The sequence below is a fragment of the Clostridium sp. 001 genome, from assembly GCF_019056555.1.
Classification (GTDB): Bacteria; Bacillota; Clostridia; order Clostridiales; family Clostridiaceae; genus Clostridium_B; species Clostridium_B ragsdalei.
Map to the genome: position 1 here is coordinate 1718126 of NZ_CP020473.1, position 12582 is coordinate 1730707.

Annotated in this window: 11 protein-coding genes; 1 reads left to right on the plus strand and 10 read right to left on the minus strand. The window is 30.2% G+C overall.

The features are described 5' to 3' along the window. Window positions 1–10 precede the first annotated feature (10 nt). The 3 genes from gatC to B5S50_RS07890 form a co-directional block, all read right to left on the minus strand. Window positions 11–298 carry an Asp-tRNA(Asn)/Glu-tRNA(Gln) amidotransferase subunit GatC gene (gene gatC / locus B5S50_RS07880; protein WP_065079687.1) on the minus strand — a complete coding sequence of 96 codons (288 nt, stop codon included), beginning with the start codon at window positions 296–298 and terminating at the stop codon, window positions 11–13. 178 nt (window positions 299–476) lie between these two features. Continuing rightward, the gene (locus B5S50_RS07885) at window positions 477–1208 is read right to left on the minus strand and encodes a gamma-glutamyl-gamma-aminobutyrate hydrolase family protein (protein WP_217303521.1); all 732 of its coding nucleotides are present in this window, start codon (window positions 1206–1208) and stop codon (window positions 477–479) included. 134 nt (window positions 1209–1342) lie between these two features. Further along, window positions 1343–2449: a sigma-54-dependent Fis family transcriptional regulator gene (locus tag B5S50_RS07890; RefSeq protein WP_302180680.1), complete on the minus strand. Its 1107-nt coding sequence runs from the start codon at window positions 2447–2449 to the stop codon at window positions 1343–1345. A 246-nt stretch (window positions 2450–2695) separates the two neighbouring features. Here B5S50_RS07890 and B5S50_RS07895 point away from each other — a divergent pair, with 246 nt between their 5' ends. Further along, a complete protein-coding gene (locus B5S50_RS07895) occupies window positions 2696–3970 on the plus strand; it encodes a transposase (RefSeq protein WP_217303522.1) in 1275 nt (424 codons plus the stop codon). Here the strand turns inward: B5S50_RS07895 and B5S50_RS07900 are convergent. The 7 genes from B5S50_RS07900 to B5S50_RS07930 all read right to left on the minus strand — a co-directional run bounded on the left by B5S50_RS07900 (window position 3959) and on the right by B5S50_RS07930 (window position 12571). Then, the gene (locus tag B5S50_RS07900; RefSeq protein WP_217303523.1) at window positions 3959–4876 is read right to left on the minus strand and encodes a PAS domain-containing protein; all 918 of its coding nucleotides are present in this window, start codon (window positions 4874–4876) and stop codon (window positions 3959–3961) included. The genes B5S50_RS07895 and B5S50_RS07900 overlap by 12 nt on opposite strands. An 81-nt stretch (window positions 4877–4957) precedes the next feature. Then, entirely contained in the window at window positions 4958–5227 is a 270-nt protein-coding gene (locus tag B5S50_RS07905; RefSeq protein WP_065079691.1) for a hypothetical protein, read from the minus strand. A 271-nt stretch (window positions 5228–5498) separates the two neighbouring features. Beyond that, entirely contained in the window at window positions 5499–7493 is a 1995-nt protein-coding gene (ligA, locus tag B5S50_RS07910) for an NAD-dependent DNA ligase LigA (RefSeq protein ID WP_065079692.1), read from the minus strand. A gap of 32 nt (window positions 7494–7525) precedes the next feature. Continuing rightward, window positions 7526–9766, minus strand: a complete 2241-nt coding sequence (gene pcrA / locus B5S50_RS07915; RefSeq protein ID WP_065079693.1) for a DNA helicase PcrA — start codon at window positions 9764–9766, stop codon at window positions 7526–7528. Between the two features lie 445 nt (window positions 9767–10211). Beyond that, a complete protein-coding gene (locus tag B5S50_RS07920; RefSeq protein WP_063556227.1) occupies window positions 10212–10505 on the minus strand; it encodes a YerC/YecD family TrpR-related protein in 294 nt (97 codons plus the stop codon). Window positions 10506–10797: 292 nt separating this feature from the next. Continuing rightward, window positions 10798–11514, minus strand: a complete 717-nt coding sequence (locus B5S50_RS07925; protein ID WP_065079694.1) for a pseudouridine synthase — start codon at window positions 11512–11514, stop codon at window positions 10798–10800. 382 nt (window positions 11515–11896) lie between these two features. Beyond that, entirely contained in the window at window positions 11897–12571 is a 675-nt protein-coding gene (locus tag B5S50_RS07930; protein WP_217303524.1) for a lytic transglycosylase domain-containing protein, read from the minus strand. Between the last annotated feature and the right edge of the window lie 11 nt (window positions 12572–12582).

Here is a 12582-nt window from a genome sequence, read left to right on the forward strand (position 1 = left end):
TCCTGTAAAATTATTCTATTACTTGGGGTACTACTATATATTCTTTAAGATTTTGTGGTGAATTATCCAGTACTTCTTTTATATCCATAGATTCTTCCACATTATCTTCTCTAAATTTATTTTCCATACAATATGGATTTATGGTTATATTCACTCCATCTGTATTTAGTTCATTTAAGTTTTCCATATATTTAAACATTCTATCTAATTCTTCTATGACTTCTTTTTCTTCTTCTTCATTAAACTCCAGCTTAGCAAGCTGAGCTACATATTTCATTTCTTCTTTTTTAACTCTCATAAATGCATCTCCTATCCCTTTTTATTAATGGAGTAAAAACTAAATATTTATTTTATTCATCAAACCTATTTTGTACAAAAACGGATAGTCTTAACTATCCGTTTTCAATAGAATAAAATATGGTAAATCTCATTACATTTTTGTTATATTTTATATCATCTTAGCTAATATATCAATATCATACACTTTTGTTCCTTGAAACAGACACTAACTTTTTAAATATTTCAAGCATTTGCTCGCTATTACCTGCAAGTCCCTCCGGATGCCATTGAACACCCAAAATAAAATTATCCTTTGTTTTTTCTATAGATTCTATTACACCATCTTTGGCTACTGAACCTACTTTAAACCCTTTTGCTAGATCTTTTATACCTTGATGGTGAAAACTATTTACCATAGACTTTTCTCCAAGTATGGGATACAATATGCTATCTTTTTTTACAAATATAGTATGACTTGTAAAGCTTCTGCTGGAATCTTGAGAATGTTTAATATAAAATCCATCCTTATCATCAAGATCTTGATATAAGGTTCCTCCAAAATATACATTTATTATTTGCAGCCCTCTGCAAATGCCAAGTATCGGCTTTTTCAAGCTGCATGCTGCCTTAATGAGCTTAAAATTAAAATTATCCAGCTCATATGAAGTAAATCCCTGAGCCTTTCTAGGTTCTTCTCCATATAATATGGGATTCACATCATATCCACCAGAAATAATTATTCCATCAACTCTTTTTACTTGATCAAAAATATACTCTTCATTTTCAATCACAGGAAGTATTATCGGTGAGGCCCCAGCCAAAGTTACAGATGAAACATAATCGCTATTCACATATGTCCTTTTTATACCAGGAACTGATCCGCCTCCTATTTCTAATATATTACCAGATATTCCGATAACTGTATTCATGTTTTTCCTCCCTGAAAGCTATTTCAAATTTAATATAATTTTTATAAGCATTTTTTATGCCATACATTAAAGAAAAAAATACCCTGTGGACAGCTTACTTGCATAAGTTATTTATATTAAATAGGTTATTTAGGCTATAATTTTGTCCTATTTTCCATCCATTTTAAAAAATTGTCCCCTTTTGTTGTAATTTTGCTTCCGCCTCTTCCTAAGTTGCATAATATTAATGACAATTTGTTTAAAATGCTCATTATTCTTCTTATTTCAGCTTCACTTAGTCTTATATTTTTTGCTTCCATAATCTTCTTTATACTTTTTCTACCAATTCCTGATTTCAAAATTCCTTGTTCCTTAATAATTTTCAATATTAATACTGAATTCAAAATACAATTTTTAGATTTCAAATACGTAATTTCTTTATCAAAGTCTATATTATAGTCAACCAAATAATAAGGCAAGTCTCTAGCTTTTACTTCTTCTTCATCATTCATAATCTTTATATAGGAAGCAACGTTTTGAATTTCCCTTATATTGCCCGGCCAAGAATAATTCATAAAAATTTCTATGACTTCATCAGATAATCTTATATTCCTTTTTCTTTCCATAAAATATTTTATAAGAGAAATGATATCTTCTTTTCTTTCTCTTACAGGTGGTATATTTATAGGAAGCACATTGATTCTATAAAATAAATCTTTTCTAAATTGTCCTTTCTCTATCATTTGAAGCAAATTTTTATTTGTAGCTGAAATAACTCTGATATCAATATTTATAAGCCCATCAGAACCTATCCTCATTACTTGTTTTTCCTGCAGCACTCTAAGCAATCTGGCTTGCAGTGTTAAAGGCATATCACCTATTTCATCCAGAAATATAGTTCCCATATTAGCTTGTTCAAATAATCCTACTTTTCCTTCTTTGCGTGCACCTGTGAAGGCCCCACTTTCATATCCAAACAATTCACTTTCTAACAAACTTTCAGGAACTGCAGCACAATTTATGGCAACAAAAGGCCTGTTTTTTCTCAAAGATGCATTGTGTATTGATTGAGCAAAAAGTTCCTTGCCAGTACCACTCTCACCCGTTATCAAAACTGTCAAATCTGATTTTGCAACTTTATTACCTAGTTTTATGCATTCTTTTATACTGTTTGAATTTGTTTTTATGGAATTAAAATCATACCTTGCTATAAGTCCTTTATTGCTATATTTTAATGTTAGTTTTTTTGCAAGCTGCTCCAAATATGTAACTTCACTTATACTAATATAGCATCCTTTTTTTTCTCCATAGTAGTTAACAATTTCTTTAGAGTTTCCCTATTTTTTTAGAAATGACTAAATACCACTTGTGGATAAGTTAAAAATAAACTTGAAAGTTGTCCACAGATTTATAAAAATGCATAAAAAAAGAATAAAACAGTCCATTGTTTTGATATAATGAATTTACTACAAAACAAAAATCAAAAACAGTGTGGAGATGTTTTATTCATGATTAATTATAGCAAATTATCATACAAAATAAAAAGAAAAATATTAACTTTTTCAAATAAAATTTCAAAAAGTCTATCGAGACCAACTTACAAATTTGTTACACAGATGATGTATGGAACTTTAGAAAATCAAACCGTACTTTTAAGTGATATATCAAGGGCACTTAAGGAGAATATCTCTTTAAAAAAGACCATTGAAAGACTTTCTAACAACCTTAAAGCCTTTGATAAACACAATGTGGTAATAGATAATTACATTTCCGGCATAAAACCATATATTGATGATAATACTATATTTTGCGTTGATGAGTCTGAGATTACAAAACGTAATAGCAAAGTTTTAGAAGCTATGGGCAAGGTACGTGATGGCAGCACAGGTGAAACCAACGTTAATGGCTATAATTGTCTTGAGATTGCTGCACTTACAGGTAAGTACAATATGCCAGTATCTGTGTACTCAAAAATGTATTCTAATGTTGAGAAGAATTTTATAAGCGAAAATGAAGAAGCTTTAAAAGGACTAAATTTTATTAGGAAAAGTTTTGACAATAAGGGCATTAAAGCACTTGATAGAGGTTATGATAACAAAAAGTTTTATAAACATTTTATAGATAATCAAGAAAATTTCGTTATTCGAGCTAAAGGCAATAGGAATGTTATGCACAATAATAAATCTATAAATATACTTAAACTTGCAAAAAAATATCAAGGGAGATTCGCAACTATAGTAACAAATAAAGCAGGGAAAGCTAAAAAGTGCAAATTTAGCTTTGTGCAAATAGCTCTGCCTGATATACCAAGTAAACAACTTACACTTGTTGTAGTAAAAGGTTTTGGTAAAAAACCTATGATGCTTATTAGCAATATTAGACCTAGTGATAAGAAACTAACTTTAGCTATAATTCAAATTTATCTTAAACGCTGGAGAATAGAAGAATATTTCAGATTTAAAAAACAGCAGTTTGATTTTGAAAATATAAGAGTACGAAGTTTAAATTCCATAAGAACTATGAATTTATTTCTAACTTTAATTATAGGATTTATTGCAATGATGTCAGAAAGAAAAACGCAAAATGCATTAATCAAATGTATCGAAAATATTTCTAATCGTATTTATGGTATACCCAACTTTGATTATTATGCATTAGCTGACGGTATTTATACAATATTGAGAAAAACACTTACTGGAATTAAAAATCTTCTCCAACCTGTTTTTAAAATTAAAGCATCTCAACAGCTAATTATGCTCCAGATATTGAAATTAGTGGGATAGCTTTGACGTGAATTTTAATTTTGGGGAAACTCTAACAATTTCTTTATTGACTACTATAAACTTGTCTCTATATTCTATGAGTTCGTCCTTAACACTATTTTTTCCAAGCAAGCATACCAAATTTTTATCCAATACATTTTTTATATTTTTACATTTTATATTTTCTCTTATATTGAATAACCTTTCAAAAGCATTATTGTAAAATGATATCTTTCCATCTAAATCTGTAAACATTATTCCTTCTTTGGACATATTAAGTACTGCATTCAGATCTTCATTTTTAATGTAAAGCTCTTTATATTTATCCTTGATACCAATATCTAAATTTACAATTTTTTCTGAATATTTAAACAGCCTGGTATCAATTACTCTGCTTTTAAACATTAATTTATTAGAAATATTAATAAAGGTAGATATATCAATACACCGATTTCCTATGTCTATAACTTTTTCAATATATTTTGGCACTCTGGAAGATTCACCAGGAGTTATTGCAAATTTTATGTTTTCATATGTTTGATTTTCATCATAAGGTATAAGGGTAATATTATTTACACCTATCCTATATAATAGAGATATGGTTTCTAATGTAGCCGATTTTGCATTATTTACCACAAGAGCTTTAGTGCCCTGGGGAATATTAAATATTTTATAAACTTCATTTTCTTTTATCGTTCTTTCAATAACTATTATATTCTTTTTATTTTTTACATATCTCTCTATTTCAATTGCTATTTCATGATTCATTATCAATATCACATCATCATCTATCTTATCTGTACTTTTAAGCTCATTCAAATAATAATTATTTATTGCAACAAAACCCTTATATATATTTTCTATACTGCTTTTCAAAAATTCAGCCACTAAAGAATTGCTATTTGTAACAATTCCAATAGATTTCAATATATTCACCCCCAAGCTGTCGCCCATGTTGGGCGTACCTAAAAAAATAAGACAATCTACCAAAAGATTGTCTCTATAATCTTAATAAACTTTCATATACATAAAAAACATAGTTGCGCAAGCTATCAATACACATGTTATAGGGTATACTATATTTCTAAAGTTAGCTCTAGAAATTATCATATTTATAGCCCAAGCTACCATAGTAACAAATATGCTCCACTGAAGCGTGCAATAATCATTAAAGTACTTTACATATGTAAAATGATATGTAGTAAGGAGTGTTAAAATCAATGTTAAGATAGTAAAAATAACTCCTATCCACCCTAATAAATTTATTGTCCTTTTCATTTTTATCCTCCACTATAGTGATCCCAAGCAAAATTTAGTAGCATATTAAAGGAAATAAGCTGCCTCTAACCTAGAATCTCTATACTATACAAATAGTTTAACTTTCATATGAAATTAAACTATTCTTATAATAATCCTTTTTTACTTCTTTGTAAATATTTATAGCATGCTTTCAAATTCATTTTTCCTTTATTATTTTAATTCAAAATCTTAATAATTCTTCTATGCTCCTTATTATATTTCCCTGTTTAAAAAATTCTATTATTTATTTTTATTTAAGCATTTGCAATAATTCCGCTTCAGATATTACCTTAACACCTAATTTCTGAGCCTTAGTTACTTTGCTTCCAGGAGCATCCCCTGCAAGTACATATGTAGTTTTCTTAGATACCGAACCTGATACCTTGCCGCCGTGTTTCTCTATAAGCTCCTTTGCTTCAGTTCTTCCCATTGATGGCAGCGTTCCTGTAATAACAAACTTACTGCCTTCAAGTAAATTATCTGCTTCTTTATCTTCGTTCATTACCATATTTACACCGCATTTAGCAAGTTCACTTATAATTTTAAGGTTATCTTCATTTTTGAAATATTCAAATATTGTTGAAGCACTTATATCACCAATATCAGGTACCTTCTTGATTTCATCAATATCTGCATTAATGAGATTATCAATAGATTTAAAATATTTCATAAGTTCTTTAGCTGTTGACTTACCAACATTAGATATACCCAAACTTGCCAATAACCGATGTGGTTCATTCTTCTTTGAATTTTCAATAACATCAAGAAGTTTATCTGTATTCTTTTCTTTGCCGATTATGCCTTCTTCAACAAGCTTATCTCTATATTCATTAAGGTGATAAATATCCGGTATATCATCTATATATCCTTTATCAACAAGCTGTTCAACATAAGCTGCACCAAATCCTTTAATATCCATGCAGTCCCTGCTTACAAAATTAATAATTCTTTTTACAAGCATAGATGGACAGTTAATGTTAGTACACTTAATGTCAGCTGCACCTTCTTCTCTGGCAACTGGACTGCCGCATACAGGACACTTATCTGGAAACTGAAATTTAACTGTTCCTTCAGGACGTTTTTCGTGTATAACTTTCTTGATCTTAGGGATAATTTCTCCTGATTTATATACTACAATAATATCGCCAACGCCTACATCCAGTTCATCAATAAAATCTTGATTATGGAGAGTGGCTCTTGATACGCTTGTACCACACAACCTTATTGGCTCAAAAATAGCAACAGGGGTAATCCTTCCAGTCCTTCCTACCGTAAGTTCAATATCAAGGAGCTTAGTTTCTTTTTCTTCAGGTGGATATTTATAAGCAATAGCCCACTTTGGAACTTTAGAAGTACTACCAAGTTCCGTTCTGTATGCTAAATTATTGATTTTAATAACCGCACCATCAATATCATAATCTAAATCTCCGCGGTTTTCACCAATTTTTTCAATGGCATCCCATATTTCACAAGTAGTCTTACATACTGTATAATTCTCAATAACTTTAATGCCCTGTTTTTTTAGAAATTCATAACCTTCGGTATGAGTTTTAAACTCCATACCCCGAACATCTTGAACATTAAAAATAAAAAGAGATAAATTTCTTTCTTTTGTAACTTTACTGTCCAGCTGTCTAAGAGTACCTGCTGCACAGTTTCTAGGATTAGCAAATACCTTTTTACCCAAGAGTTCCTGATGTTCATTAACATTTTGAAAAGCCTCTTTAGTCATATAGACTTCTCCACGAATCTCCAGATACGGAATCTTATCTTTAAGTGATTTAACTACATCATTTATCACTTTAGCATTCACCGTAACATCTTCACCATAAACAATACCATCACCTCTAGTAATAGCAGTTATAAGCTTTCCATCTTCATAGCGTAAAGCCATTGATAAACCATCAATTTTTGTTTCTACTACAAATTCTACATCAGGAAATTGAGCTTTAACATCATTAACAAATTGTTCAACGTCCTCTTTGTTAAAAACATCCCTAAGGCTTAACATAGGAACTCTATGTCTAACAAGTACGCCTGCTTCACGTTTAGCATCACCTCCTACATACTGAGTAGGAGAATCCGGAGTAATAATCTCTGGATGTTCTCTTTCTATATTCTTTAGTTCCTGCATTAACATATCATATTCATAATCAGATATTTCAGGATTATCCTGATTGTAATACCTATCATTATGATAAGTAATTATTTTCTTTAATTCATTATATCTATCTTCATATATCAAAGCTAAAATCCTCCATAAACAATAAATGCAACTTATACAGCTTCCAGCGGTGCTACTCCGTACATTAAATTTTTTATTCCCATCTTATCAAAAACTATAGTAAGTTTTATATCACTGCCACTTTTAGATATACTTACAATAGTCCCTAATCCAAACTTTCCATGTTTAACTTTTGTTCCTTCTTTTATATTCTCTAGTTTTAAATAATTACCCTTTGGTACATTTTCTACAGAAGGAGATACTGGATTTTCTATCAAGCTGCTCTGGTGAACCTTTTTACCCCAGGAAAAAGTATTTTTGTTTAATTGCTTATTTATAGGACTAGTAAAATTGGATTTTTTTAAACTATCATACTCTATAAGGTCATGAGATATCTCACTTATAAAACTGGACTGCTGGTAAGATACCATTCTTCCAAATACCCTTCTGGTTTCCGCAGAAGTCATATAAAGTTTTTCCTTAGCTCTAGTTATTCCAACATAACAAAGCCTTCTAGACTCTTCCATTTCCTTAAACTCATTTAAAGACTGGGTTCCCGGAAATATTCCATTTTCCATTCCCGCCATAAAGACTACAGGAAACTCTAATCCTTTAGCACTATGTACTGTCATAAGTACAACTGAGTCAGCATCTTGATCAAAATTATCTACATCTGAAACCAAAGTCACCTTCTCTAAAAATGCAGAAAGAGACGGATCTTCTGAAGAAGTTTCAAACTCTGCAGCAGCAGACACAAGCTCCTGTAGATTTTCTACCCTGCTTATACTATCTGCCTCATTTGAATCTTTAAGTTCCTCTAAATATCCAGTAGTATCTAATATCTCCTTTATAAGACTGGACACAGTAATCTTGTCCCTGCTTCTTATAAAACTGTTTATAAGGCTTACAAATTTATTTATGCAATTAATATTTCTCTTTGTTAAATTTAAAACTTCATCTATAGCTAAAAGTACGTTGTACATGGACTCATTCATAGAATTAGCAAAATCCTGTATTTTCTGTACTGTAGAATCCCCTATACTTCTCTTTGGCACATTTATTATCCTTCTTAAACTAACATCATCTAAAGGATTATTTATAAACTTTAAATAAGCCATAATATCCTTTATTTCTTTTCTGTCGTAGAACTTTAAGCCTCCAATAATTCTATAGGGAATATTTGATTTCATAAATACATCTTCAAATATACGGGATTGGGCATTAGTTCTATAAAGTATTGCAAAATCCTTATAATGTTTGCTTTCATCCTCTTTTAGTATTTCTTTGATCTTAGATGCAATATACCTGCCTTCATCTATATCTGAATAAGCCCTATATAATTTTATTTTGTCTCCATTTTCACTTTCAGTTCTCAGTATTTTTTCTTTTCTATTTGAATTATTACTTATGACATCATTAGCTGCCTTCAATATATTACCCTTGGATCTATAATTTTGCTCTAACTTTATTACCTTTGCATTTGGATAATCTTTTTCAAAATCCAAAATATTTTTTATGTCCGCACCTCTCCAAGCATAAATACATTGATCATCGTCTCCTACTACACATATATTTTTATGTGCCTTTGCAAGAAGCCTTACAAACTCGTATTGAGATCTATTGGTATCTTGATATTCATCTACCATTATGTACTTAAACTTTCTCTGATAAAATTCCAGTACATCTTCATTTTCCTTAAAAAGCTGTACAGTTTTATATATAAGATCATCAAAATCCAATGCATTGTTATCCTTGAGTTTTTTTTGATATAACAAATAAACATCTGCAATTCTATTCATTCTGAAGTTTCCTTCATTTTCTTTTTTAAATTGCTGTGGAGATATTAAATTATCTTTTTGTCCACTAATTTTATTTATTATCTCTCTGTCAGTTATATCCTTGTCACTTATATTTAACTCTTTCATACACTGTTTTATAAGTACTTTTTGATCATAACTATCATATATTGCAAAATTCTTATTATATTCTAATTTATCTATTTCTCTTCTAAGTATTCTTACACAGCTTGAATGAAATGTAGATACCCACATTCCATCTACTTCATCTCCTACTAATTCTTTTATCCTGTCTTTCATCTCTCCTGCAGCCTTATTAGTAAAAGTTATAGCCAGTATTTTAGAAGGATATATATTCATATCCTTAATCATATGAGCAATTCTATAAGTTAAAACTCTGGTCTTTCCAGAACCTGCCCCAGCTAAAATCAATAGAGGACCGTCTACATATACTGCTGCTTCATACTGTTCTTTATTCAAAAGGCTTTTTAAATCCATAACATTCACTCCTGTTTGTTTATCCGATGGCTACCAGCCGTAATACCCCCATCTCACACAGCGAAAGCGACTATCACCAAATCAAAGATTTGGGATATCTGCTTTTCTTATAAAGTTGGGAATATTAGAACTCTTGAGCTTCAGCGATTTAGAGTTCTTATGCTGTGCATAACGGCTGCTACGCCCCTGGATAACGATTTTCCCTAAAGGATAACGCCTTCTAAGTGCTAAAGCACTAAGAATCCTGTTAATAAGTTTCAGATGGATAAAAAACTCCACCTGAAACCAAGAACTCTGTTTATCTCCCCTAATTTAAAGTAGATACAGAGATACTTCCTGTTTAATATTATAACATTCTACAATTAATTTAATCATGAAAAGCATAAAAAATGTGCTGATATTTTTATCAACACACGAAAAAATTTATTTGTACTGATTGAATATATTATTTTAATCTTCCTAAGACTATCTTATAACCGTCACTTCCATAATTCAAACACCTATTGACCCTACTTATGGTAGCAGTACTTGCCCCTGTTGCAGCTGCAATGTCCAAATACGTTTTTTTGTTTTTCAACATTCTAGCTACCTGAAGCCTCTGTTCTAATGCCTTTATTTCATTTATAGTACATATATCCTCAAAGAATCTATAACACTCTTCTTTTGTCTTTAAAGACAATACTGCCTCACACAAGTAATCCATTTCTTTACTCTGTAATTTAGATTTATATTCTTCCATGAACTACACTCCTTATTCATGTACATTTAATGTTAATATTCCCCCTTTAATTTTATCACGTATTAAAACATTAATCTATAAAATTGTAGATAATTAAATTCAAAAAAGCAAAAACAGCCCATTGGGGCATGGACTGTTTTGCTCATAAATAAAAAGGGGGCTATTCATTCCTTTTATTTATCCTTGCAACTTAATTATAGTAAAACTTGAATAAAATATCAAGTAAAATCTGATACATTTATGCACATATAATTGTAAATTTAATATAATTATGATTGAATTTAATTCATATTTAAATTCTTTTTATACTTTCAATCTCATTTTTAGATAATTCCCTATATTCTCCCAAATTTAGATCTTTATCCAACTCCATAGGTCCAAATTTTATTCTCTTTAAATAAACTACATTTTTTCCTAATGCATTAAACATTCTTTTAACTTGATGAAACTTTCCTTCCTGTATAGTAACTTCTACCTTAGCACCATCTTCATTCGATTCCATAATATGTAGTTTACCCGGTAAACATTTATAACCATCTTTTAGTTGTATTCCTTTTTTAAACCTATTTACATCTCTTTCATCCAAATACTTATCTATTTCAGCATAGTAAACTTTGTCTACATGATTTTTAGGTGATATCATCCTGTGATTTAGCTCACCATCATTTGTAATAAGCAAAAGTCCTTCCGTATCTTTATCTAGCCTTCCTACTGGAAATGGTTTAAATGCCTGATACTCAGGCTCTAAAATGTCTATAACTGTTTCATCATAATTGTCAAAAGTTGCCGACACTACTCCTTGAGGCTTATTCATTAATAAATATATATTTTTTTTGTACTCTACAACATTACCTCCAACTTCTATTGTGCTTTTATCAGGATCTATTTTCATAGAACTATCTTTTATAACAGTGCCATCTATTTTTACTTCTCCATTTTTTACTACAGCTTTTATCTCTTTTCTTGTTCCAAAGCCTAAATTTGCTAAAACCTTGTCTATTCTATCCATATTTTCGCCTCCTCTCATATATTATACCCTTTTCTGCATTTATAGAAAATATACTATTATAATTAAGAATTAATAGTTATGGACAATTTTCTTTCGTTAAAACTTCAGAAAATCTAAAATATAGCGTTATTAAAGCAAAGCTTCAATAAGCTTTAAATATAAGATTTTTCACAGCATAGTGGAGAAAAATCCTCATTCGCTATTCACTTTTAATTATTAATTCTTAGTCCAAAATTCAGACAATTGACCTAATTACTGCATAAGTATAATTCTTGGCACCGCACAAAAATACAGGATATTAATATATTTTACTAATATCCTGTATTTTGTATAATTAAGTATTTGTTACAATTTTATATAAATGTCATTAGAAAAAGCCCTACTATTTTCCGTAATATTTCATAACTTTTTGTACATAATCTCTCGTTTCATAAGGTAATCTTGAAATACCCGAAGTACTGCTAACACCCCTAGACTGCAAAGTACCGGGACCAGCATTATATGCAGCTAGTGCAAGTTCCTTGTTGTTTCCATACATATTAAGCATTTCTTTTAAGTATTTAGTACCTCCATCTACATTCTGATCTATGTTATATGGGTCACTGACCCCAAGTTCTCTAGCAGTACCTGGCATAAGCTGCATAAGTCCTTCAGCTCCTGCACCAGATGTAGAATTTGGATTAAAATCAGATTCTTGTTTTATAACTGCCTTTATTAAATTGGTATCAACTCCATATTTTCTTGAAGCATTTGCAATTGCCTCATCAATACTTGCAGATCCACTCTGTATGTCACTTTTTACACTATTATAGACAGTATTTAACCTTTGGCCTGCCCCATATCCTAGTTTACTAAGATCTTCTTGTCCCAAATTTAATTTAGACAAGTCAATATTTCCACTGCTGTCTGATAATGCTTTAGTTAAGCTTTCCATTACAAGTTGAAAGGAATCAGAATCTCCAAAGGCTTGTTTTAATATTTGAGTCATCATCTCATATTGTAATACTTTTTGAACATTTGTATTTTGATTCTCATTACTTACGTTATTTACACTCATTTTTTCACCTG

Excerpts from the sequence above, each read along its gene's own strand:
- gatC (WP_065079687.1), bottom strand. The coding sequence starts at position 298 with ATGAGAGTTAAAAAAGAAGAAATGAAATATGTAGCTCAGCTTGCTAAG.
- B5S50_RS07885 (WP_217303521.1), bottom strand. The coding sequence starts at position 1,208 with ATGAATACAGTTATCGGAATATCTGGTAATATATTAGAAATAGGAGGC.
- B5S50_RS07895 (WP_217303522.1), top strand. The coding sequence starts at position 2,696 with ATGATTAATTATAGCAAATTATCATACAAAATAAAAAGAAAAATATTA.
- B5S50_RS07905 (WP_065079691.1), bottom strand. The coding sequence starts at position 5,227 with ATGAAAAGGACAATAAATTTATTAGGGTGGATAGGAGTTATTTTTACT.
- pcrA (WP_065079693.1), bottom strand. The coding sequence starts at position 9,766 with ATGGATTTAAAAAGCCTTTTGAATAAAGAACAGTATGAAGCAGCAGTA.
- B5S50_RS07920 (WP_063556227.1), bottom strand. The coding sequence starts at position 10,505 with ATGGAAGAATATAAATCTAAATTACAGAGTAAAGAAATGGATTACTTG.
- B5S50_RS07925 (WP_065079694.1), bottom strand. The coding sequence starts at position 11,514 with ATGGATAGAATAGACAAGGTTTTAGCAAATTTAGGCTTTGGAACAAGA.
- B5S50_RS07930 (WP_217303524.1), bottom strand. The coding sequence starts at position 12,571 with ATGAGTGTAAATAACGTAAGTAATGAGAATCAAAATACAAATGTTCAA.